The sequence below is a fragment of the Phenylobacterium sp. genome, from assembly GCF_030651185.1.
Lineage (GTDB): Bacteria > Pseudomonadota > Alphaproteobacteria > Caulobacterales > Caulobacteraceae > Phenylobacterium.
In genome coordinates this window covers 211,426-234,662 of sequence record NZ_JAUSCJ010000022.1, presented here as the reverse complement: position 1 = coordinate 234,662, position 23,237 = coordinate 211,426, and the positions used below count along the sequence as shown (strand labels likewise).

Below are 23,237 nucleotides of genomic sequence, written 5' to 3'. Positions count from 1 at the left end.
ATGCCGCAGATCCACGCGACTCAGGCCGGCGTGCCTTTCATCCGGTCGTCAGATGGGGCCTTTGAAGCCTTGGCCGACTACACCTTCGCGCCCAACTATCTGAGCTTCGAGGGACTGCGGCTTCACTATGTGGACGAAGGCCCGCGCGACGGCCCGGTTGCGCTGCTGATGCACGGTATGCCGACGTGGAGCTACCTGAACCGGAAGATCATCCACCGGTTGGTCGCGGCCGGCTGGCGCTGCGTGGCGGCCGACCACATTGGGTTCGGGCGATCGGATAAGGTGACGGACGACGCCTGGTACTCGATCTCGCGGCACGTCGCGGCCCACCAGCTGCTGATCGAGGCCCTAGACCTGAGGGGCGTCACCCTGTTCTGCCAGGACTGGGGCGGCCCGATCGGCCTGGCCCAGGCCGCCGAGCACCCGGAGCGGTTCTCCCGCCTGGTGGTGATGAACACCTGGCTGCACCATGCCACCTACGCCTACACCGACGCCCTGAGGCAGTGGAACGCCCAATGGCAGACCGACGGCCTGTTCGGAATCAATATCCCGGCAAAGCTGTCCCTGGGCTGGTTCATGATGCTGCCGCTCGGCTGCATGAAGCCGGCCGACCTGTTTGGCATCATCACCACTGGGACCTATCCCACCCTGACGGCGGAACAGGAGGCCATCCGTCGCGGCTACGATGCGCCCTTTGTCGGCCTTGATCGTGCTGGCCATGCCGGTCCGCGACGGTTTCCCCTCAGCCTGCCCTTCGACAATCCGGTGGGCGGAGCCGCTGAGGTCCAGGCGCAATGGTTTGCAACACTGCTGGACTGGCCAAAGCCAATCCATTTCATCTGGGGGGGCAACGACGCGGTGTTTACCGAGGACTGGGGCCGGGCCTGGGCGGCCAACTACAGCCAGGCCAGCTTCCACCTGCTGCCCGACGCCGGACACTTTCTCCAAGACACGCACGGCGAGGCGATCGCCGAGATCGTGCTTGAACAGATGAAGGCCCAGCCATGAGCTTCTTTCCGCCCTCGACCAATTCTCAGTACCTCGGGGCTCGGAGTTCGGTCTGGTTCCTGGGACTGTCCGCGGTCCTGACCCTGGTCCCCGGTCTGATCCACAGCTTTCTTCCCGACGGCGGAGCTGGTGTGATCGGGGGCCTGGATATGGGTGACAGGCGCGACATGGTGATCGGTCTGTTCCGATGGGAGGGCGCGACCCAGCTGGCGCTGGGAATGGGACTGCTGGCGGTGGCCTTGCGCTATCAGACCCTCACGGCGCTGTTCCTGGCCCTGGTGATCGTTGAGCGCGGCCTGATGAGCCTGCACGGTTGGGTGCTGTCGCCACCGGTCAGCGGCCACCACCCTCCTGCCCACTATGGCAGCCCCGTGTTTGTGGCCCTGGCCCTGGTGTTCCTAATTCTGGCCCTGCGTCCGCGTCGAGGCTGAAGAGCGCCAATGGCGTTGGAATAGCCAGGCCCGCCCGCCGCCGCCGGGCCGAGCAACAGATTGTGTGGGCGAAGTTGCGGGCTAGGGCATGCCCTCCCACGGCGACCTGAATAACCTTCGCGGGCCTGCTGGACACCTCACAGCCCGTGGCGCCATCGCAGTCTTTGCCTCGCTGGTTTTCGTGGGCGTCCAGATTCGCTCGGAACGCCGCTAGAGAAACAGCTCCGAGATCACGCCCCTATCCCCCGGGCTTGGTCTTGATATTGAGCTGGCCGGCCAGGCCCGCGACGCGGTGATGCTCGATGGCGTGCATGGCCGGCGACATCGCCATCTCGCGGAAGGCCGCCAGGGAGGGGTATTCGGCGAGCGCCACCATGTCCCACAGGTCCTCCACCTCACCGATCATCAGGCCCGTGACCTCGCCGCTGTAGCGGATCTTTCCCCCCAGCCCCTCCACCAGCCGGGCGACCTCCTCGCCGTAGCGGGCATAGGCCTCGCGGCCGCTGAGGTGAGCGTCGCTGCCGTCGGCATACTCGGCCTTCGGCTTGAACTTCAACAGGTTGACCATGACGAAGGGCCCCTCCTCGGGCGCCCCGAAGAATTCCATGGCCTGCTGCATGGGGGGCAGGACAGCGTTGACGACGTTCATGGGGCTTAGCTCCGGGCGCGGATCAGGGTGTCGATGATGGCGGTGATGTCGTCTGGGCAGTCTTCCTGCAGGAAGTGGCCGCCCTTGGTGGTGACGTGGGGCTGACCCTTGGCGCCGGGGACGCGGGTCTGGAAGACGGCGTCGCCGCCGCGGCTGACGGCGTCGCCGTCGCTGAAGGCGGTGACCACGGGCCTGTCGAACCGCTCCAGAATCTCCCAGGCAGCCTTGTTCTCCGCCACCTGGCCGTGCTCGGGCGTCACGGGCACCAGGGTCGGGAACTGGCGCGCGCCTTCCTTGTAGGTCTCGTCTGGGAAGGGCGCGTCATAGGCGGCGATCTCTGCCAGTGTCAGCTCGCGGCCGGTCCCCATGTTGACGATCATGCCGATCGGCATTTCCGGGATGCTTTGGCTGAACTCCAGCCACGCCTTGAAGCCCTCGGTCATGCCCGATCCGGTCGGCAGGCCGGTATTGGCGATCACCAGCCCGGCGAACCGTTCGGGGAAGGCGGCGGCCAACCGCAGGCCGATCAGCCCGCCCCAGTCCTGGCAGAAGAGGGTGACCTGCTTCAAATCCATCTGGGTCAGCCACTGGCTCATCCAATCCACGTGGCGGGCATAGGTATAGTCGGTGCGCAGGGTGGGTTTGTCCGAGCGCCCGAAGCCGATCAGGTCGGGCGCGATCACCCGATGCCCCTTGGCCGCCAGAGCGGCGATGATCGTGCGGTAGAGGTAGGACCAGGACGGCTCGCCATGCATCAGCAGCACGACGGCCCCATCGCGGGGACCTTCGTCCACATAGGCCAGCCGCAGGACCGTGCCGTCGGCATCCTTGATCTGCGCGTAGTGGGGCGCGAAGGGCCAGTCGGCCAGGCGCTCGAAGCGTTCGTCCGGGGTCCTCAGAACCTGCATGCCAATCCTCTCGCCAGTTCTCTCTGGCCCTTGATCAAAACTAGTGGCAATATGAGTGCCAATACATTCCCGGGTCAAGCGGGTGGGAGGACAAGATATGTCGAAGCGGCGGACAGCAGCCCTGGTTCTGATGGGTGTGGCGGCGGTGGTCCTGGCAGGCGCCTGGCTGATGCGGGGCAAGCTGGCCACGGCGGCGATGGAGCGGACCTATCTGCGGGTCATGGCCGCCGATCCCTATGCCGGGCTGCCGGACGGGCTGCACGTGGGCCTCTGCGGATCCGGCTCGCCCATGCCCGATCCTACCCGGGCCGGGCCCTGCACCGTGGTGCTGGCCGGCAAGAAGCTGTTCGTCATCGACGCTGGCGCCGGCAGCACCAAGAACCTCTCCCTCATGAACCTGCCGCCGGCCCGCGTGAATGCGGTCTTCCTGACCCACTTCCACTCCGACCACATCGACGGCCTTGGGGAGCTGATGCTGCAGCGCTGGGCCAGCGGGCCCAACACCAGCCCGCTGCCGGTCTATGGCCCGACCGGGGTGGACCAGGTGGTGGCGGGGTTCCAGGCGGCCTATGTCCTCGACAGCGGCTACCGCGTCGCCCACCACGGGGCGACCGTGGTGCCCCCCTCCGGCTTCGGCGGCGCGGCCCATCCCTTCGAGGCCCGGCCCGACCTGCCCAACGTGACGGTGATCGACGAGCCGGACCTCAAGGTCATCGCCTTCCCGGTCCACCACAATCCGGTGGAGCCGGCGGTTGGCTACCTCTTCATCTACAAGGACCGCCGGGTGGTGATCAGCGGCGACACCGCGGCCTCGCCGCGCCTGGAGGCGGCCTCCAAGGGCGCCGACCTGCTGGTGCACGAGGGGTTGTCGCCGGAGCTGGTGGGCCTGCAGCGGAAGGCCGCCCTGGCCGACGGCCGCGCCAACCTGGCGGCCATCTTCCACGATATTCTCAGCTACCACACCACCCCGGAGCAGGCCGCCGGCATCGCCCAGCGGGCCGGGGTGAAGTCCCTGTTGTTCACCCACGTCATCCCGCCCCTGCCGGTCCGCGCCCTGGAGGGCCCGTTCCTCGGCAAGTCACGGGACATCTTCAAGGGCGAGATCCGTGTGGGCCACGACGGCGACCTGGCAAGCCTGCCGGCCGGCTCCACGGAGATCACCCATTCCAACCGGCTGATGACCTTCCGCTGAGGATGTCTCCCATGTCTGACCCCATCGCCCTCTCCGGTGCGCCCGGTTCGCCCTACACTCGCAAGATGCTGGCGGTGCTGCGCTATCGGCGCATCCCCTACCGCTTCCTGCCGCCCAGCGGCCCGGCCCTGTCTGGCCTTCCGCAGCCGAAGGTCGCCCTGCTGCCGACCTTCTACCTGCCCGGTGAAGAGGGAGAATTGCAGGCGGTCACCGACTCCACCCCGATCATCCGGCGGCTGGAGCGGGAGCACGAAGGCCGCAGCCTGATCCCCGATGACCCGGCCCTGGCCTTCCTGAACGAGCTGATCGAGGACTATGCGGACGAGTGGCTGACCAAGGCCATGTTCCACTACCGCTGGGCCTACCAGGCCGACATCGCCAAGGCGGCTGCCATCCTGCCTTGCTGGCGCGGATTCTGCGTGCCCGACGAGGAGCTGGCCGCGCGAGGCGCGATGTTCGCCGAGCGCCAGATCGGGCGGTTGCGCTATGTGGGCTCCAACCCCGTCACCGGCCCGGTTATCGAGGCGGCCTATGTCCGCTTCCTGAAGGCCTTCGACGCCCACCTGACGCGCCAGCCCTACCTGCTGGGCCAGCGGCCTTCGTCGGCCGATTTCGCCGTGTTCGGCCAGATGACCCAGCTCGCGGAGTTTGACCCGACGCCGATGGCGCTGACCCTGAAGACCGCGCCCCGCGTCACCGCCTGGGTCGGGATGATGGAGGACCAGTCCGGGGTCGAACCCGCGCAGGACGGCTGGAACGACATCGCCGACCTGCCCCAGACCCTGACCGCCCTGCTGACCGAGATCGGCCGGGTCTATCCGCCGGTCATGCTGGCCAATGCGCGGGCGGTGATGGCCGGCGCCCCTGAGGTCGAGGCGGTGGTGGACGGCCAGGCCTGGACCCAGCAGCCCTTCCCCTACCAGGCCAAGTGCCTGCAATGGCTGCGGCAGTCGCGGGCGGACCTGGAGGCAGGCGCCCGCGAACGGGTCGATGCCGTGCTTGCGACGACGGGATGCATGGCCCTCTTCGCCTGAGCACTGGCGTGACGGCGCGAGCGGCCTTAATCACCGGTTGTGGCTGGATGAGTGAGATCGCGTGGCGGACCTTGCGGACCTGAAGATTGACGCGGCGGGGGGCTCGTCCGACGGCCGGCGGCGGCGCGGCGAGGACAACCGCGCCCGCATCGTCGCGGCCATGCTGGAGATCGTCCAGTCGGGCGAGATCGCCCCCAACGCCGAACAGGTGGCCGCAAGGGCCGACGTCGGCCTGCGCACGGTCTTCAGGCATTTCAGCGACATGGACAGCCTCTACCGCGAGATGTCCGAAGCCATCGAGGCCGAGGTCCAGGCCGTGGCCGACCAGCCCTTCAAGGCGACGGACTGGCGCGGCCGGGTGGTCGAACTGGCCGGACGGCGTGGCGTCGCCTTCGAGAAGATCGGCCCCTTCCGGAGGGCCTCGGACGCGTTCCGCCACCGGTCGCGGTTCCTCGGCGACGACGCCAACCGGCTGTCCCAGCGACTCCGGGAAATCCTCGAGCGGGTGGTGGGCGACGAGGTCGACGTCCAGATCCTCGAGGCGCTGGATCTGCTGCTGAGTTTCGAAGCGTGGTCGCGGCTGCGCGAGGAGCAGGGCCTCACCCCGGAACAGACCCAGGCCGTGCTCGAGGCGGCCGCGCGGCGCCTGATCGGCTAGCGCTGGATCGGCCCGCGCCGATTTCCGCACCACCGACGTTGTGGTGGCCGGGCCCAGACCCTAGCGTCGCGGGATGCACATGCTTCCTCGCGCCCTCGCCCTTGTCGCCCTGATCGTCTTCGCTTCGCCCGCGGCGGCCGCCACCGGCGACAGCGCTCGATGGGCCAGGCAGGCGGCTGGGATCAGCATCACCCGCGACGACTGGGGCATTGCCCACGTCCACGGCAAGACCGACGCCGACGCGGTGTTCGGGATGATCTACGCCCAGGCCGAGGACGACTTCAACCGGGTGGAGACCAACTACCTCAACGCCCTGGGCCGACTGGCCGAGGCCGAGGGGGAGAAGGCCGTCTGGCAGGACCTGCGGATGAAGATGTTCATCGATCCGGCGGAGCTGAAGGCGCAGTACGCGGAAAGCCCGGCCTGGCTGCAGACCCTGATGACCGCCTGGGCCGACGGCCTGAACTACTACCTGGCCACCCACCCGAAGGTGACCCCGCGGGTGATCACCCACTTCGAGCCCTGGATGGCCCTGTCCTTCACCGAGGGCAGCATCGGCGGGGACATCGAGAGCATCTCGCTCAGCCAGCTCGAGGCCTTCTACGGCGGCCGCCAGACCTCCATGGCCCAGGAACAGTTCGCGCTGGCCCGGTTCAGGGAGCCCTCCGGCTCCAACGGCTTCGCCATCGCGCCCGGCAACACCACGGCCGGTCACGCCCTGCTGCTGATCAACCCGCACACCAGCTTCTTCTTCCGCTCCGAACAGCAGGTCACCAGCGACGAGGGGCTGAACGTCTACGGGGCCGCGACCTGGGGGCAGTTCTTCATCTACCAGGGCTTCAACGCCAAGGCCGGCTGGATGCACACCTCCAGCGGCGTGGACGTGATCGACGAGTTCGCCGAGACCCTATCCGGCGACAAGCTCACCTATCGCTACGGGACCGAGAACCGCCCGGTCACTAGCAAGCTCATCACCGTCCCCTACCGCGCCGCCGACGGCGCGATGAAGTCCAAGACCTTCACGACCTACCGCACCCACCATGGCCCGATCGTCCGCGAGGCCGACGGCAAGGCGATCAGCGTGGCCCTGATGCACCGGCCCATCGCCGCGCTCAGCCAGTCCTTCCTGCGCACCAAGGCGAGCGACTATGCCGGCTACATGAAGGTCATGGCCCTGCAGGCCAACTCGTCCAACAACACCCTGTTCGCCGACGCCAAGGGCGCGGTGGCCTATCTGCACCCGCAGTTCATCCCCCGGCGAGACGACCAGTTCGACTACACCGCGCCGGTGGACGGCGCTGACCCGGCCACCGACTGGAAGGGGCTGCACGCGCTGGACGAGGCGCCGCGTCTGCTGAACCCGGCCAACGGCTGGATCACCAACACTAACAACTGGCCCTATTCGGCGGCCGGCGCCGAGAGCCCCCGGAAGGCCGACTTCCCCCGCTACATGGACTCAGCCGGCGAGAACCCGCGCGGGATCCACGCCATCGCGGTGCTGAGGGACCGCAAGGACTTCACCCTGCCGGGCCTGATCTCGGCGGCCTATGATCCGCATCTCACCGCCTTCGACCAGCTGATCCCGCCCCTGCTGGCGGCCTATGACGGGACCCCGGCGGCGAGCCCGCTGAAGGCCAGGCTGGCCGACCAGATCGCCCTGCTCCGCGCCTGGGACCGGCGGTCCTCGGCAGGGTCGGAGGCCACCTCCCTGGCGGTGTTCTGGGGCGAGCAGCTGTGGAGCGAGGTGGCGGTCGCCGCCCGCGCGGCGCGGCGGCCGGTCTATGACGACATGGTCAGCCGGACCACCGCCGAGCAGAAGCTGGCCGCCCTGGCCACCGCCTCGGATCGGCTGGCCGCGGACTTCGGAAACTGGAAGACGCCCTGGGGCGAGATCAACCGCTTCCAGCGCCTGACCGGCGACCTGGTGCAGCCCTTCAGCGACGCCGCCCCCAGCATTCCCGTGCCCTTCGCCTCGGCCCAGTGGGGGTCGCTGGCCTCCTTCGGGGCGGGCCGCAAGCCGGGGACCCGGCGGTACTACGGGACCAGCGGCAACAGCTTCGTGGCCGTGGTGGAGTTCGGCGACAGGGTGCGCGCCCGGGCGGTGACGGCCGGCGGCGAGAGCGGCGATCCGGCCTCCCCTCACTTCAACGACCAGGCCGGCCGCTACGCCGCCGGGGATCTGCGGGAGGTCTACTTCTATCCCGAGCAACTGGCCGGCCACACGGAGCGAACCTACCGGCCGGGGCGTTGAGGTTTGGGCGCCGCATGAAGTTGTTCCCCCGGCTTGCGGGACCGTTGACACCGGTGTCATAAGCGTTTGTCGAGAGGTCGCCATGCCCCATTCCCTGCCCGTCCAGCTCCGCGCCACCGTGCGATTCCTGGGGCGTATCCTGGGGGACGTGATCCGTTCGGAGGACGGGCTGGCGGTCTATGAGGAGATCGAGCAGATCCGCCAGGCCTCCGTGGCCCTGCACAGGAATGGGCCGGAGGTTGGCGAAAAGGGCGTGGAAAGCCGTCTGAGCGCCCTTCCGCTGCCGGATGCGGTGCGGTTCGCGCATTCTTTCGCCTGCTTCCTGCAAATCACCAACATCGCCGAGGACCAGATCCAGCGCCGTCGAAGCCGCGAGGGGGATGGCCGCGCCGACACCCTGGCCGGCGCCCTGCGCACCCTGGCCGAGGCCGGCGTCGGGCCCGACAAGGTCGCCGAACTGCTGGCCGACGCGGTCATCGCCCCGGTGATCACCGCCCACCCCAGCGAGGTGCGCCGCAAGAGCCTGCTGGACCGCGCCGGGGCCATCACCCAGGCCCTGGACGCCCACGACACCCCCGACGAGGCGGCCCGCGCGGCCCACGAGCGCGAGCTGGTCCGGCAGATCGCCATCATCTGGCGGACCCGGCTGCTGCGCGGCGTGAAGCTGGGGGTCACCGACGAGATCGAGAACGCGGTCTCCTATTTCGAGCGCAGCTTCCTGACCGAACTGCCCCGGCTCTACGCCCACTGGCGACACCTGACACCCGACACCGCCCTGCCCAGCTTCCTGCGGGTCGGGTCCTGGGTGGGGGGCGACCGCGACGGCAATCCCTTCGTCACCGCCGACATCCTGCGCCACGCCTTCGCCCGGCAGGCGCGGGCGGCGCTGGACAGCCACCTGACGCGGATCAACGCGCTCGGCGCCGAGCTCTCCATTTCCGCCAGCCTGGCCCAGATCACCCCGGAGCTGCAGGCCCTGGCCGACCGCTCGCCCGACAGGTCCCTCAACCGGGCTGATGAGCCCTATCGCCGGGCGCTCACCGGGATCTATGCCCGCCTGGCCGCGGCCTATCCCGGCCTGACGGGGGGCTCCCCGCGGCCGACGCCCTTCCTCAGCCCTCCCTATACGAGCCCCGACGAGTTGAAAGCCGACCTGCTGGTGCTGCAGGACTGCCTGATCGCCCAGCACGGGGAGGTGTTCGCCGAGGGCGCCCTGCCCGACCTGATCCGCGCCGTCGACTGTTTCGGCTTCCACCTGGCCACCCTGGACATGCGCCAGAACTCCGCGGTCCACGCCCGGGTGGCGGCCGAGCTGCTGAAGGTGGCCGGGGTCTGCCCCGACTACGAGGCCCTGCCCGAGGCCGACCGCTGCGACCTGCTGGTCAAGGAGCTCTCGCACGGGCGGCTGCTGCACTCGCCCTACGCCGCCTACAGCGAGGAGACGACCCAGGAGCATGGCGTGCTGCAGGCCGCCGCCGAGGCCGTGCGCCTCTACGGCCCCGAGGCCATCAAGGCCTATATCGTCTCCAACACCACCTCGGTCTCCGACCTGCTGGAGGTCTATCTGCTGCTGAAGGAGGTGGGCCTCTACAGGCCCGAGGATCCGGCCGGCACGGGGATCTTCGCCGAGCCGCTGTTCGAGACCATCGCCGACCTGCGCGACGCGCCCGAGACCATGACCCGCTATCTCGCCCTGCCCCTGGTGCGCGCCCTGCTGGCGGGCAAGGGGCGGCAGGAGGTGATGATCGGCTATTCGGACAGCAACAAGGACGGCAGCTACCTCACCTCCACCTGGACCCTGCACCAGACCTCGACGGCCCTGGTGGCGGCCACCAAGGCCGCGGGGCTATCCCTGCAGCTGTTCCATGGCCGCGGCGGCACGGTGGGGCGCGGCGGCGGGTCGAGCTTCGACGCCATCCTGGCCCAGCCGGCCGGGACCGTGAACGGCCACATCCGCATCACCGAGCAGGGGGAGGTGGTGGCCAACAAGTACGCCGATCCGCAACTTGCCCGGCAAAGCCTGGAGACCCTGACCGCCGGGGTAGTGCTGGCCTCGCTGCGCAAGCGCGACGTCTCCACCCGCGAGGCCTATGGCGTGATCATGGGCCGGCTGTCGGACGAAAGCTTCCGCGCCTACCGGGCCCTGGTCTACGAGACGGAAGGCTTCGCCGACTACTTCTTCGCCGCCACCCCGATCGCCGAGATCGCCGATCTGAACATCGGCAGCCGGCCCACCTCGCGCCAAGCGACGCGGACCATCGAGGGCCTGCGCGCCATCCCCTGGGTGTTCTCCTGGTCCCAGGCCCGGGTGATGCTGCCCGGCTGGTACGGCTTCGGTTCGGCGGTGGAGGCCGCGGGCATCCCGCTCGAACAGCTTGCCGAGTTGCACCGCAACTGGCCGTTCTTCTCCACGACCCTGGCCAATATGGAGATGGTGCTGGCCAAGGCCGATATCGCCATCGCCCGGCGCTATTCGTGCCTGGTGGAGGATGCGGGGGTGCGGGACAAGATCTTCGGCCAGATCAGCGCCGAGTGGGAGCGGACGACCAACGCCCTGCTCGCCATCACCGGCCAGTCGTCCCTGCTGGAGAACAACCCCGACCTGGCGGCGATCATCCGCTCACGCCTGCCCTATATCGACCCGCTCAACCACGTGCAGATCGAACTGATCCGCCGCCGCCGGGCGGGCGAGGACACGCCCGAGGTCCGCGAGGGCATCCACCTGGCCATCAACGGCGTGGCGGCGGGCTTGAGGAACTCGGGTTAGAGGCAGACTGCGTCGATCTCGTCGGATCGTCCGAGGACGCGGCGCAGGCCCTCGATCTGCCGGGGGTTGGCCGACCAGGCGAGGTCGCCGGCCGTCCGGTCGCGCTCCGACACCGCGTCGTCCAGGATCCAGGATCGGATGCCCCAGTCGCGCTCCAGGGCCTGGGCCAGTTCCACCGCGCCGCGACGGCCCGTGGGGGGATTGGCGATCACCGCCAAGGTCGGCTGGCCGTGGGTGGCGACGGCCAGCGCCATCCTCGCACTGTCAACCGGGCCGACAGCATCCACGCCATTCCGGAACAAGGCTTCCAGCAATTCGTCTGCAAGTTTTGAATCATTGCAAACAACCAGAACAGTTTCGGAGGTCATATCCAGCATACAGGCCCCAACTTTTTTCACGTGACGAAGCGATAGTAGAGCGAAAACCGTCGATGCGGCGCCCTGCGCAGCTTGACAATTGCGTGATGGTCGCAAGTTGCTGATATAATGCGCCATTGAAAGCGCTCAGAAGGGGAAGAACAGCGGGATGACCGCGGCACCGACCGCCCAGGTCAGGAGGTTGAGCGGCACGCCGATCTTCACGAAGTCCATGTAGGAATAGCGGCCGAGCTGAAAGACCAGGACGTTGGTCTGGTAGCCGAAGGGGGTGGCGAAGGCGGCGCTGGCGGCCATCATGATCGCCACCAGGAAGGGCCTGGGGCTGACCCCGAGGCTCTCGGCCAGGGCGACGGCCACGGGCGTGAGCAGCACGGCGACGGCGGCGTTGGAGAGGATCTCGGTGAGCAGCAGGGTCGCGCCGTAGAGCAGGACGAGCGCCAGGCCGGGCCCGAGCACCTTGACCCAGCCCACCAAGGCGTTGGTGGCCAGGGAGGCGAGGCCGGTGACCTCCAGGGACAGACCCACCACCACCATGCCGGCGATGAGCAGCAGGATCTCCGGCCGCAGCCCCTTGTAGGCGTCATCCACGCTGATCACCCGCAGCAGGACCAGGAGCACGGCGCCGGCGAAGGCCGAGGCCGCGATGGGGGCGATCCCGAAGGCCGCCGCCGCCACCACGGCCACGAAGACCGTGAGCGAGGTGATCGCCTCGAAGGGCCGGAATTCGCGACCGGTGGGCACCAGATCCGGATCATCCCCCGCGGCCTGCGCCGCCTTGGCGGGAAGCGCCTCCGGGGTGTCCGATTCACTGGCCCCGCTCAGCAGCCGGCCCCCGAACAGGAAGAGGTAGACCCCGCCCACGACCGCCACGATCAGGGCCACGGGGGTGGCCTCGAACATGCCGAAGCCGGGCTGTCCGGCGCTGCGGGCCATGTCGTTGACCAGCAGGTTCGTCGAGGTGCCGATCAGGGTACAGGCCCCGCCCATGATGGTGACGTAGGACAGGGGGATGAGGAATCGCTTGGGCGACAGGCTGAGGGACTGGGCCACGTCGCGCACCACCGGCGCCGACAGCACCACGATGGGCGTATTGTTCAGGAAGGCCGAGGCCACCCCGCAGGCGGCGATCATCAGCCAGAGACCGAGAGCCCCCAGCCTGGCGCACATGCGGGTGGCGTACCGGATGACCAGCCCGAGCAGACCCGACAGCTCCATGGCGTAGGCGATGACGAACAGGCTGGCCAGGGCGATGATGGCCGGGCTGGCGAAGGCGCCCTGGACCTCCACGGGACGGATCGTCCGGGTGGCCAGCAGGACGGCGGCGCCGGCCAGAGCCACCACATCGGAGCGAAGCTTGCCCCAGATGAGGGCGACCACCACCGAGATCAGCACAGTGAGTGCGATCAATTGATTCGCGGTCATGGCCTGGCCGCGCCACAGGCCAACAGTGACGGCCGCCCCCCATTTCTGAGCCATGCGCTCAGAAATCTCTGAGGAACTGTCAAAACGCCGCCGCCGTCTGCTAAGGTTGACCGATGTCCGATCATAGACCGGCGACGCCCCGCCGCAAACTCTCGCTGATCGCGCCCCTGATCATGGCCGGCGTGCTGGCCGCCATTCTGCTCTATGCGGTGCTGTGGCGCCCCGAGGCGCCTGCGCCCACGCCCCCGCCACCCGTCGCGGTCACCCCGCCCGCCAACCCGGTGGTGGAACCGCCCCCGGCGCTGACTCGGACCGAACTGGTGGAGGCGGCCAATCTGGCCGCGAACGCCTTCGCGACCGGCGCGAAGCCCGCGACAGGCACTTCACCCCTGGTGGGGCGGACCTTCCGCCTGGACATCCCCTTTGGCTGCGACGGGCCCCGCACGGGGGCGGACGGCGCCCAGGCGTTCGCGGAATACGACATCGACAAGAGCGCGCTGCGGCTGGTCGCCCGGCCCGTGGACCTGTCGACCCTGCCCCTGGTGAAGGCGCTGCCGGAGGCGTCCAAGATCGAGGCCGTGGAAGGCTTCTGGGCGCCGCGGCCCTGGGCCATGTCGGAGTCCTGCCCGCCCAAACGGAAGACCGAGCTTCCGGCCACCCCGACCCCGCCGGCCGCCCAGACCCTGGCGCTCGTCCAGCTGTTCGACGCGGGAAGTTCGCGCCTGCAACAGCGCGGGGCGCGGCCCTACGAGTACGTGCGCAAGGTCGACAAGGCCGACACCGCCATCCTCTCGCACAGCTATCGGCTGCGGCTGGAGGGCCGCCTGGTGGGGTTCCAGGACGGCCGCGCCAGCCACTGCTGGAGCGAGTCGCCCGACCATCGGCCAATCTGCCTCTACGCCGTGACCTATGACCGGGTCGCCTTCCTCGACGGGGACACCGGCGAAACCCTCAGCGAGTGGCGCGACTAGGCCGCAGGCCAGGCCGCCAACGAAAGCGCCGCGATGTCCGATGTCCTCGCCTGCATCGACAGGTCCGTCTATTCCAACAGCGTGTGCGATCACGCGGCCTGTTCGCCGGCCGCCTGGACGCCACGGTCCGAGCGGTTCACGTCGATGACGACCGCGCGGCCCACGCCCCGCCAAGGGCCAAGGCGCGACTGGACCACGCCCTCGACCGGTTGCACGGCGAAGGCGCTCTGGACGCCACCGCCGCCGAGGTGCGCGGCGAGTTCGCCAGCTATGTGGCGGCCCAGGACGCTGACCTGATCGTGATGGGCAAGCGCGGCGAACACAGCCACGACGAGCGCGCGACCCTCGGATCAAGCGTGGAGACGGTGATCCGCGCCACCGCCAGGCCGGTCTGCCTGACCTCCAAGATCTTCCTGCCCATCGCCCGCGCCCTGGTGCTGCTGGACGCCGATATGAGCCATCGCCGGTCGGTGGAGTTCCTCGCCGCCCATCCCGGTCTCTCAGACCTGGACATCGACCTGGCGGTCATCCAGCCGCCCGGCCAGGACGCCTCGGAAAAGCTGCGCTGGGCGCGGGCCAGCCTGCCGTCGGAGGACGCCGAGGCCTTCATTCTCGAGGCCGTGGGCCTCGACGAGGCGACCGCCCAATATATCGAGCGCGCCGCCGTCGACCTGGTGATCGTCTCGCGAGCCGTGCTGCTGCACGACGTCCAGGCCCAGCTTCAACAGATCGAGGCCCGCGGGGTCTGGGGTATCCGCACCCCGGTCCTCGTCTGCTGACGGCTACTTATAGGCGAAGGCCTTGTCGTCGAGGTCGATGGCGGGGAACTGCTCTTTTTCGGTGAGGTAGTCCTGGCTGTGGCGCCATTCGGCCTTGTCGCCGCTCTTGGGCAGCAGGTGCATGCCGCGCATCAGGTAGCCGGGGTTGAAGTTCTCCGGGTCGATCCAGGGCAGCAGCGGCATGTCCTTGTCTTCCGGACGCAGGGCGACCTCGACCTTCTTGGCGGCCTTCTTGTCCATGTGATCGAGCAGGCGCAGGACGAACTCGGCCACCATGTCGGACCGCAGGGTCCAGGAGGCGCGGAAATAGCCGAACACCCAGACCATGTTGGGAACGCCGGTGAACATCATGCCGCGATAGGTGACGGTGTCGGCGAAGTTCAGCTGCTTGCCGTCGATGGTGAAGTCGATGTCGCCCAGCACGCAGAGCTCGAAGCCGGTGGCGGTGACGATGATGTCGGCCTCCAGCTCCTGGCCCGACTTCAGCAGGATGCCCTTTTCCGTGAAGCGGTCGATCTCGTCGGTGACCACCGAGGCCTTGCCCGAGGCGATGCCGCGGAACAGGTCGCCGTCCGGGATGAAGGCGATGCGCTGGCGCCAGGGGCGGTAGCGGGGGGTGAAGTGCTTGGCCACGTCGAAGTCCTCGCCGAGGAAGGCGCGCACGCCCCCCAGCAGCTCGGCGGTGACCGCCTCGGTATCCTCCACCGCGCGGCGGGCGAAGGCGTCGCCGTCATGGACGATCTTGCGACGGACGATCTCGTGGATCCACTTCTCGTCGATCTTCAGTTCGCGCAGGGTGTCGGCCAGCTCGTTGGCGTTGCGGCCGGGGATGAAATAGGTGGGCGAGCGCTGCAGCAGGGTGACGTGCTCGCAGTCGCCGGCGATGGCCGGGACCAGGGTCGCCGCCGTGGCGCCCGATCCGATGACCAGGACCTTCTTGCCCTTGTAGTCGAGGTCGGCCGGCCAGGTCTGGGGATGGACGATCTTGCCCTTGTAGTCGGTCATCCCCTCCCACTCGGGGGTGTAGCCCTTGGCGTGTCGGAAATAGCCCTGGCACATCCACAGGAAGTTGGTGGTGAAGCGCAGGCGCTCGCCGGTGTCGGTGCGCTCGGCCTCCAGGGTCCAGAGGTTGTCCTGGCTGGACCAGACGGCGCTCACGATGCGGTGCTTGTAGCGGATGTGGCGGTCCAGATCGTTCTCTTCGATCACCTCGCCCATGTAGCGCAGGATCTCGTCGGCCGTGGCGATGGGGGCGCCGACCCAGGGCTTGAAGTGGTAGCCGAAGGTGTAGAGGTCGCTGTCGGAGCGGATGCCGGGATAGGTGTGGGTGGTCCAGGTGCCGCCGAACTTGTCCTGGTTGTCCAGCACCACGAAGCTGGTTCCCGGCCGCTCCTTGGCCAGGTGATAGGCGCCGCCGACCCCGGAGATGCCGGCGCCGACGATCAGGACGTCGAAATGCTCGGTCTTCTGGGCGGTGCGCGTCAGGGTGGCGGCTTCGGACATGTCTCTGATCCCATGGCGCCGGGGCGCGGTTTCCTCATCGCCAAGGTTCAGGTCCGCGAACGGACCGGCCTTGATCAAGATCAAGATAACTTATCACCGATCACAAATGAAAGCCCGATCCGGCGCGCGCCGGAATACATCGAGCATCTCTATGATGTGGATAGATTTATTCGATTAGGTCTATGCCGCAATTCGCCCATAGTGGCCGGTGAGCAAGGCTGGGCCTCGACGCCCGGACACCCTTCGACTCATAGGGAGATGACCAGATGACCCTCGCCACCAGCAAGACTCTGCAGAACCTCAAGGACGCCTTCGCCGGCGAAAGCCAGGCCAACCGCCGCTATCTCTACTTCGCCCAGAAGGCCGACATCGAAGGCTATAACGACGTGGCCGCGGTGTTCCGCTCCACCGCCGAGGGCGAGACCGGCCACGCCCACGGGCACCTTGAGTTCATGGAGGGGGTTGGAGATCCGGCCACCGGCCTGCCGATCGGCGGCACCGAGCTGAACCTCAAGGCCTCCATCGCCGGCGAGACCCACGAATATACCGACATGTATCCGGGCATGGCGCGCACCGCCCGCGACGAAGGCTTCGACGAGATCGCCGACTGGTTCGAGACCCTGGCCAAGGCCGAGAAGTCCCACGCCGGTCGCTTCCAGCGGGCGCTTGAGACGCTGGGTTAGGGCGCAGTTCCTTCTCCCCTTGCGGGAGAAGGTGGCCCTGCAGAGCCGGGTCGGATGAGGGGTCGCGCAGACCTCTCCAGCTAGCGTATCGAAAGCTCAGGCGGATGGGGAAGCGCGACCCCTCATCCGTCGGGCCTTCGCCCGACACCTTCTCCCGCAAGGGGAGAAGGACTCCGATATTGGAGGTCCCTGGTGGACGAGAGCCCGAAAACCACCGCGCGGGAGGGCAGCCTCGATGCGCCGTTCCGCCATCCCATCGCCTGGCGCGACGAGGCCTATTACGACCTGGCCGCCGTCGAGAAGGAAATGGAGCGGCAGTTCGACGTCTGTCACACCTGCCGGCGCTGCTTCAACCTGTGCGACAGCTTCCCGCGGCTGTTCGACATGATCGACGAGGCGCCCACGGGCGAGCTCGATAGCGTGCCCAAGGCGGAATACGCCAAGGTCGATGAGGCCTGCACGCTGTGCGACATGTGCTTCCTGACCAAGTGCCCCTATGTGCCGCCGCACGAATTCGACATCGATATCCCGCACCTGATCCTGCGCTATCGGGCGGCCAAGCGGCGGGCCGGGCAGACCGACTTCATCCGCGACCAGCTGGGCCACACCGACCGCAACGGCAAGTTGGCCAAGCCGGTGGCCGGCCTGGCCAACTGGGCCACGGCGCGCAAGAACACCCCGCTGCGCAAGCTGCTGGACGCCATCGCGCAGATCGACGCCGAGGCCGAGCTGCCGAAATATCACGCCAAGACCGCCACCGACCTCCTGAACGCGCCCGTGCCGGCCAACCCGCAAGGGCCCGCCTTCGGCCTGCGCAAGGCGGTGATCTACGCCACCTGTTTCGTGGACTACAACCAGCCCGACACCGCCGTGGCGGCGGCGCGCGTCCTGGCGCTGCAGGGCGTCGAGACGGTGGCGATCTACCCGGAGTGCTGCGGCATGCCGCAGCTGGAGGCCGGCGACCTGAAGGACGTGGCCGGCCGCGCCGAGCGCATCGCGCGGGCCTTCGCGCCCTGGATCGCCCAGGGCTATGACGTGGTAGCGCTGACCGCCTCCTGCGGCCTGATGATGAAGTTCGAATGGCCGCTGATGCACCCCGGAAACCACGAGGTCGGACGGCTGGCGGCGGCGACGCGGGACATCAGCGAATACGTCCTCGACATCGCCCGCACCGAGGGCCTGACGCCGGGCCTCAGCACCGTCGAGGGCGGGGTGACGGTGCACCACGCCTGCCACGCCCGGGCCCAGAATATGGGCCAGAAGTCGGCCGACCTGCTGCGGCTGATCCCCGGCACCAAGGTCGATGTGGTGGAGCGCTGCTCGGGCCATGGCGGCACCTTCGGGATCATGAAGCAAACCCGGCCCGCCGCCCTGAAGGTGGGCAAGCCCACAACCCGGCAGGTGGCGCAGAAGGCCAATGCTGAGCTCTGTTCCGACTGCCCCCTGGCCTGCAAGCACATCGGCCAGATGCTGATCGCCGAGACCGGCGACGCCGCCCAGCCGCGCCAGTCCCACCCCATCGAGATCTTCGCCCGCGCCTACGGCCTCCAGGAATAACCCATGCCCCTCAGCCAGCGCCAGATCACCAAGGCCGACCTGCTCCCCGACGCCGAGTTCGCCAAGGTCCGCGCCGAGCGCCGCAAGGCCCTGCTGCCCACCAAGCGCCTGCGCCGCATCGACCTGGGGCCGATCTGCTCGTTCTATTTCGAGAGCTTCGAGACGATGCTGTTCCAGGTCCAGGAGATGCTGCTGATCGAGAAGGGCGGCGACGCCCAGCTGGCCGACGAGCTGGCGGCCTACAATCCGCTGATCCCGCAGGGGCGCGAACTGGTGGCCACGGTGATGTTCGAGATCGAGGACGAGGTGCGCCGCGCCGCGACGCTCGCCCGCCTGGGCGGGGTGGAGGACCACTTCTTTGTCCAGGTCGGCGAGGACCGGGTGATGGGCGTCCCCGAGGGCGACGTGGAACGGACGCGGGAGGACGGAAAGACCTCCTCCGTGCATTTCCTGCGGTTTGGCCTGAAGCCCGAGCACCTGGCGGTATTCCGCGACCCCGCGGTGACCGTGGCCATCGGCTGCGCCCACGAGGGCTACGGTCACCTGGCCCTGCTCAGCCCGGCGACGCGGGCGGAGCTGGCGCGGGACTTTTCTAGCTGAGCAGCAACAAGGCCAGCACCCAGGCCAGCACCACCGCGGTCTCGGCGACGATCAGCAGCACCGGCTTCCAGCCGACATAGGCCAGCTCGCCCAGGGAGGTCTTGGCGCCCAGGGCGGCGATGGCGGTGACCAGGCACCAGCGCGAGGCTTCGCTGGTCTGCTCCATGACGCCGGCCGCCACCACGCCGGAGGAATTGACCGCCACCAGGGCCGCAAAGCCCAGCAGGAACATCGGCACCAGCGGCGGCCGCTTGCCCGAGGGGCCGGCGACCATCCTGGAGCGGAACATCAGGGCGACGATCACGATGGTGGGCAGCAGCAGGGCGACGCGGAACAGCTTGACGATGGTGGCGGTGTCGCCGGTCTCCTTCGACACGCCGTAGCCCGCGCCCACCACCTGGGCCACGTCGTGGATGGTGGCGCCCAGGAAGACCCCGGTCTGGGTGTGGGTCAGGCCCAGCGCCGCGGCGATCAGCGGGTAGAGCACCATGGCGATGGTCGACAGGGTGGTGACCCCCACCACGGTCAGGGTGGTGTCCCGCTCGCGGGTCGGCGAGGGCGGCAGGACCGACGATAGGGCCAGGGCCGCCGAGGCGCCGCAGATGGCCACGGCGCCGCCGGTGAGGATGCCGAAGTCGGGCTTCAGCTTGAAGGCCCGCGACAGGCCCCAGCCGGCCAGGATGGTGACGATCACACCTCCGGCGGCGATCACCAGCACCTGGCCGCCGAGGGAGTTGATCTGATCGAGGGTGATCCGGGCCCCCAGCAGGGCCACGCCCAGGCGCAGGACCGTGCGGCCCATGAAGTCGATGCCGGGCCGGCAGCGGGGGTCCTGGCCCACGAAGTTCACCGCCATGCCCAGCAGCAGGGCAAACAGCATGACCGGCGCGCCGTAGTGGTCGGAGAGCCAGGAGGCGGCCAGCGCCACCACCACGGCGATCAGGCCGCCGGGCAGGATCGCCTGGGCGGCGCGGTAGAGGCGCAGATAGCCCGGCGTGCCGGCCGGCGCGGAGCTGAGGACCGGCACCCCCTCCAGGGAGTCGAAGGAGGCGAAGGCGAACTCGTGCTGTTCGGGCTCCTTCGGGGTCGGGGTCACGGCAGCAGGGGCCCGTGGTTCAGCCGGGGCAGGACGTGGCGGGCGAAGAGATCAGCCTCGGCGGCGTGCGGATAGCCAGAGAGGATGAAGGCGTCGATGCCCATGGCCTGGTAGGCCTGCAGCTTGGCCAGCACCTGGTCCGGATCGCCGACAATGGCCGCGCCGCAGCCCGAGCGGGCGCGGCCGATGCCGGTCCACAGGTTGGCCTCGGCATAGCCGTCGTCCGAGGCGCCCTCGCGCAGTTCGGCCTGGCGCCGCACCCCCACCGACTGGCTGTCCAGGGACTTGGCGCGGATGGCGTCGCCGGCCGGCGCATCGAGGTGCGACAGCAGGCGGTCGGCCGCGGCGCGGGCCTCAGACTCTGTCTCGCGGACCACCACGTGGACGCGGTAGCCGAACTTCAGCTTGCGGCCGTGTTTGGTGGCGCGGGCCGTCATGTCGGCGAGGATCTCCTTCACCGCCTCCTGCTTGTCGGGCCACATCAGATAGACGTCGCAGCCCTTGGCGGCCGCCTCGCGGGCGTCCTCCGAGAGGCCGCCGAAATAGAACTGCGGCGACTGGCCCGACACCGTGCGGATGCGCGGCGGCTCCACCTTGAGCTTGTAGAACTCGCCGTCGAAATCGAGCGCCTCGCCGTTCAGCAGGGTGCGCAGGATGTGCATGGTCTCGACCGTGCGCTGGTAGCGCGGGGCGCTGGGCAGGGTCTCGCCGGGCATGTCGCTGGAGATGATGTTGACGGTCAGCCGGCCATTCAGCATCTGGTCGATGGTGGCCAGCTGGCGGGCCAGCTGCGGCGGCCACATCTCGCCGCAGCGGATGGCGGCCAGCAGGCGCATGCGCTGCAGCATCGGCGCGATGCCGGCGGCGAAGGCCAGGGTGTCGATCCCCAGGCCATAGCCCGACGGCAGCAGGATATTGTCGAAGCCGCCCTTCTCCGCCGTCAGGGCGATGTTGCGGCAATGCTCCCAGCTCGAGGCCAGGCGCGGGTCGGGCACGCCCAGGAACTCATAGTCGTCGTCACACAGCGCCGAGAACCAGGAAACTTCGCAGGGGGCTTGGGTCACGGCAGGGGAACTCCACGGGCGGCGGTGAGGACGGCGTACCATTCCGGCCGGGTCAGCTCGACATCGAGGGCCCGGGTGGCCTCGCCGATGCGCGCGGGCTGCTGCGAGCCGATGATCGGGATCGGTTTCGACGGGTGGGCCAGCAGCCAGGCATAGGCCGCGATGGTGCGCGAGACGCCGTGGGCGGCGGCGACCTTGTCCAGCTCGGCGCGGACCGCCAGCACCCGTTCGTCCGTTGACGGACCATCGGCCAGACGGCCTTGCGCCAGGGGCGACCAGGCCATGACGCCCATACCGGTCTCCAGGGCCTGATCCAGGGTCCCGTCATAGAGCGGGCCGACCACCAGGGGCGAGAACTCGATCTGCACGCAGGCGATGGGGAAGGCCAGGTGCGCCTGCAGGGCGGAAACCTGGGCGGCCGTGTGGTTGGAGAGCCCCACCTCGCCGATCTTGCCGGCGAGACGCAGGCGGGTCAGCACCTGGGCCACCTGGGCCGGGTGGGCCAGGTGGTCGGGGCGATGGATCTGGTAGAGGTCGATCCTGTCGACCGCCATGCGCGACAGCGAGGCCTCGACGGCGCTCTCCAGATAGCCGGCGCTGGAGTCATAGGGCGTGCCCATGACGATGCCACCCTTGCTGGCCAGCACGATCTGCTCGCGGAGCTGGGGGGCCTCCTTCAGCACCTGGCCGAACAGAGCCTCGGCGGCGCCGAAGGGCTCGCCATTGTCGGGGCCGTAGATGTCGGCGGTGTCGAGGAAGGTCATCCCCGCGGCGATGGCGGCCTCCACCCGGGCGCGGGCGGCCTTCACGTCCGAGCCCTTGAAGCGCCACATCCCCCAAGCCAGGGGCGACACCGCGAGCGAGCTCTTTCCGAGGGACAATTTGGTCATGGGTTCTGGACGCCGGCCGCAAAATAAAAAATATGATCAATAGCTGCGAAGCGCACCAATGATCGGCGGCGGGCGGAACTGCAAGTTCCTCCTGCGCCGAAATTCAAATATTTCGGCGACGCCGCCCGGGGGATAGCGACCATGCCTTTTTCGAAACGCAGCGCCTGAGATGGCCGCCGCATCCAACCTGCGCTGGGTGGTTCTGGGCCTGGTGTTCTTCGCCAGCGCGATCAACTACGCCGACCGCCAGATCATCGCCCTGCTGAAGCCGGTCCTCGAACAGGACCTCGGCTGGACCAACAGCGACTATGCCGGGATCATCGAGAAGTTCCAGCTGGCCACGGCCTGCTCGCTGATGCTGGCGGGCTGGTTCGTCGACCGGGTCGGCGTCCGCAAGGGCTACGCCTGGGGGGTCGGGGTGTGGAGCCTGGCGGCCATGGCCCACGGCGTGGCTTACACCATCGGCCACTTCACCGGCGCGCGGGTGGTGCTGGCGGTGGCCGAGACGGTCAATACGCCGGCCGCCATCAAGACCACCACGGCCTGGTTCCCGGCCAAGGAACGGTCCCTGGCCATGGGCATCGTCAACGCCGCGCCGAACCTGGGGGCGATCTTCGTGCCCCTTCTGGTGCCGGCCCTCGCCCTGGCCCTGGGTTGGCGGGCGGCCTTCCTGATCACCGGCGGCATCGGCTTCGTCTGGCTGGCGGCCTGGATGGTGATGGGCAAGCGCAGCGACGCGGTGGAGGAGGCCGGCCAGGTGGACGTCGCCGCCGTCGAGGGCGCGCGCACCCCCTGGCTGTCCTTGCTCGGCGACCGCCGCACCTGGGCGGTGGCGGGCGCCAAGTTCCTCACCGACATGGGCTGGTGGTTCCTGCTGTTCTGGGGGCCGGACTTCTTCCACCGTCAGTTCGGCCTGGGCCTGGGAGAACTCGGCCCGCCGCTGGCCCTGGTCTACGGCCTGGCAGCCTGCGGCTCCTTCGCGGGCGGCTATATCGCCAGCCGGCTGCTGGCCGCCGGGGTGAATGTGAACCTGGCCCGCAAGGGGGTGATGCTGGGCGGGGCGCTGCTGGTGCTGCCGATCCCGCTGGCGCTCGGCGCCCAGAGCTACTGGATCGCGGCGCTTGTCCTGGGCATCGCGCTGGCCGGCCACCAGGCCTTCTCCACCAACATCTTCGCCTTCACCGCCGACGTCTTCCCGGCCAAGGTGATCGGGGCGGTGATCGGCATCGGGGCGACGGCGGGCACGCTGGGAGGCCTGGGCATCCAGACCTTCACCGGCTGGACCCTGGACAATGGCGGCGGCTACCTGCCGATGTTCGCCATCGTCGCGGCCGCCTACCTGCTGGCCCTGCTGTGGATCCACCTCTGGGTGCCGAGGATCGTCGCGGCGGAGTAGG

At 68.7% G+C, this 23,237-nt stretch carries 21 protein-coding genes; 13 read left to right on the top strand and 8 right to left on the bottom strand.

The window, feature by feature from the left end:
* Positions 1 to 1,008, top strand: coding sequence for an alpha/beta fold hydrolase (locus tag Q7J39_RS10095; protein WP_304823782.1), 1,008 nt, complete (start codon positions 1 to 3; stop codon positions 1,006 to 1,008).
* Positions 1,005 to 1,439, top strand: coding sequence for a hypothetical protein (locus Q7J39_RS10090; protein ID WP_304823779.1), 435 nt, complete (start codon positions 1,005 to 1,007; stop codon positions 1,437 to 1,439). Before Q7J39_RS10095 ends, Q7J39_RS10090 begins: the two co-directional genes overlap by 4 nt.
* 238 nt (positions 1,440 to 1,677) lie before the next feature.
* On the opposite strand, the gene Q7J39_RS10085 is transcribed toward Q7J39_RS10090, so the two are convergent.
* On the bottom strand, positions 1,678 to 2,088 hold the full coding sequence (locus Q7J39_RS10085) for a DUF1330 domain-containing protein (protein ID WP_304823776.1): 411 nt from the start codon (positions 2,086 to 2,088) through the stop codon (positions 1,678 to 1,680).
* Between the two features lie 5 nt (positions 2,089 to 2,093).
* Positions 2,094 to 2,996 (bottom strand): haloalkane dehalogenase, encoded by a 903-nt coding sequence (locus Q7J39_RS10080; RefSeq protein ID WP_304823773.1) that lies wholly within the window; start codon positions 2,994 to 2,996, stop codon positions 2,094 to 2,096.
* Positions 2,997 to 3,093: 97 nt separating this feature from the next.
* Between Q7J39_RS10080 and Q7J39_RS10075 the strand changes: the two genes are divergently transcribed.
* The 5 genes from Q7J39_RS10075 (at position 3,094) to ppc (ending at position 10,898) form a co-directional block, all read left to right on the top strand.
* Positions 3,094 to 4,188, top strand: coding sequence for an MBL fold metallo-hydrolase (locus Q7J39_RS10075; RefSeq protein WP_304823769.1), 1,095 nt, complete (start codon positions 3,094 to 3,096; stop codon positions 4,186 to 4,188).
* An 11-nt stretch (positions 4,189 to 4,199) separates the two neighbouring features.
* Complete coding sequence (locus Q7J39_RS10070) at positions 4,200 to 5,222, top strand: glutathione S-transferase family protein (protein WP_304823766.1); 1,023 nt, start codon at positions 4,200 to 4,202, stop codon at positions 5,220 to 5,222.
* A gap of 61 nt (positions 5,223 to 5,283) precedes the next feature.
* Entirely contained in the window at positions 5,284 to 5,880 is a 597-nt protein-coding gene (locus Q7J39_RS10065) for a TetR/AcrR family transcriptional regulator (protein WP_304823763.1), read from the top strand.
* A gap of 79 nt (positions 5,881 to 5,959) precedes the next feature.
* Complete coding sequence (locus tag Q7J39_RS10060; protein ID WP_304823760.1) at positions 5,960 to 8,131, top strand: penicillin acylase family protein; 2,172 nt, start codon at positions 5,960 to 5,962, stop codon at positions 8,129 to 8,131.
* Between the two features lie 82 nt (positions 8,132 to 8,213).
* Entirely contained in the window at positions 8,214 to 10,898 is a 2,685-nt protein-coding gene (gene ppc / locus Q7J39_RS10055) for a phosphoenolpyruvate carboxylase (protein WP_304823757.1), read from the top strand.
* Here the strand turns inward: ppc and Q7J39_RS10050 are convergent.
* Together Q7J39_RS10050 and Q7J39_RS10045 are read right to left on the bottom strand one after the other, a co-directional pair.
* Entirely contained in the window at positions 10,895 to 11,152 is a 258-nt protein-coding gene (locus tag Q7J39_RS10050) for a hypothetical protein (protein WP_304823754.1), read from the bottom strand. The two genes, ppc and Q7J39_RS10050, sit on opposite strands and share 4 nt — an antisense overlap.
* Before the next feature lie 249 nt (positions 11,153 to 11,401).
* Positions 11,402 to 12,697, bottom strand: coding sequence for an SLC13 family permease (locus Q7J39_RS10045; protein WP_370690050.1), 1,296 nt, complete (start codon positions 12,695 to 12,697; stop codon positions 11,402 to 11,404).
* A 113-nt stretch (positions 12,698 to 12,810) separates the two neighbouring features.
* Between Q7J39_RS10045 and Q7J39_RS10040 the strand changes: the two genes are divergently transcribed.
* Complete coding sequence (locus Q7J39_RS10040; RefSeq protein WP_304823747.1) at positions 12,811 to 13,668, top strand: hypothetical protein; 858 nt, start codon at positions 12,811 to 12,813, stop codon at positions 13,666 to 13,668.
* An 83-nt stretch (positions 13,669 to 13,751) separates the two neighbouring features.
* On the top strand, positions 13,752 to 14,447 hold the full coding sequence (locus tag Q7J39_RS10035; RefSeq protein WP_304823744.1) for a universal stress protein: 696 nt from the start codon (positions 13,752 to 13,754) through the stop codon (positions 14,445 to 14,447).
* A gap of 3 nt (positions 14,448 to 14,450) precedes the next feature.
* On the opposite strand, the gene Q7J39_RS10030 is transcribed toward Q7J39_RS10035, so the two are convergent.
* A complete protein-coding gene (locus Q7J39_RS10030) occupies positions 14,451 to 15,950 on the bottom strand; it encodes an NAD(P)/FAD-dependent oxidoreductase (protein WP_304823741.1) in 1,500 nt (499 codons plus the stop codon).
* Between the two features lie 266 nt (positions 15,951 to 16,216).
* On the opposite strand from Q7J39_RS10030, the gene Q7J39_RS10025 reads away from it, so the two are divergent.
* The 3 genes from Q7J39_RS10025 (at position 16,217) to Q7J39_RS10015 (ending at position 18,790) form a co-directional block, all read left to right on the top strand.
* Positions 16,217 to 16,633 carry a rubrerythrin family protein gene (locus tag Q7J39_RS10025; protein ID WP_304698448.1) on the top strand — a complete coding sequence of 139 codons (417 nt, stop codon included), beginning with the start codon at positions 16,217 to 16,219 and terminating at the stop codon, positions 16,631 to 16,633.
* Between the two features lie 192 nt (positions 16,634 to 16,825).
* The gene (locus Q7J39_RS10020) at positions 16,826 to 18,190 is read left to right on the top strand and encodes a heterodisulfide reductase-related iron-sulfur binding cluster (protein ID WP_304823738.1); all 1,365 of its coding nucleotides are present in this window, start codon (positions 16,826 to 16,828) and stop codon (positions 18,188 to 18,190) included.
* 3 nt (positions 18,191 to 18,193) lie between these two features.
* Positions 18,194 to 18,790, top strand: a complete 597-nt coding sequence (locus Q7J39_RS10015) for a DUF3501 family protein (protein WP_304823735.1) — start codon at positions 18,194 to 18,196, stop codon at positions 18,788 to 18,790.
* Here the strand turns inward: Q7J39_RS10015 and Q7J39_RS10010 are convergent.
* Genes Q7J39_RS10010 through Q7J39_RS10000 form a run of 3 tightly spaced genes read right to left on the bottom strand, consistent with a single transcriptional unit; the run spans position 18,783 to position 21,840 of the window.
* Positions 18,783 to 19,886, bottom strand: a complete 1,104-nt coding sequence (locus Q7J39_RS10010; RefSeq protein ID WP_304823731.1) for a YeiH family protein — start codon at positions 19,884 to 19,886, stop codon at positions 18,783 to 18,785. The two genes, Q7J39_RS10015 and Q7J39_RS10010, sit on opposite strands and share 8 nt — an antisense overlap.
* Entirely contained in the window at positions 19,883 to 20,950 is a 1,068-nt protein-coding gene (locus Q7J39_RS10005; protein WP_304823729.1) for an LLM class flavin-dependent oxidoreductase, read from the bottom strand. The genes Q7J39_RS10010 and Q7J39_RS10005 overlap by 4 nt, the downstream gene beginning before the upstream one ends.
* Complete coding sequence (locus tag Q7J39_RS10000; RefSeq protein ID WP_304823726.1) at positions 20,947 to 21,840, bottom strand: aldo/keto reductase family oxidoreductase; 894 nt, start codon at positions 21,838 to 21,840, stop codon at positions 20,947 to 20,949. Before Q7J39_RS10000 ends, Q7J39_RS10005 begins: the two co-directional genes overlap by 4 nt.
* A gap of 169 nt (positions 21,841 to 22,009) precedes the next feature.
* Between Q7J39_RS10000 and Q7J39_RS09995 the strand changes: the two genes are divergently transcribed.
* Positions 22,010 to 23,236, top strand: a complete 1,227-nt coding sequence (locus Q7J39_RS09995; RefSeq protein ID WP_304823723.1) for an MFS transporter — start codon at positions 22,010 to 22,012, stop codon at positions 23,234 to 23,236.
* Position 23,237 lies beyond the last annotated feature (1 nt).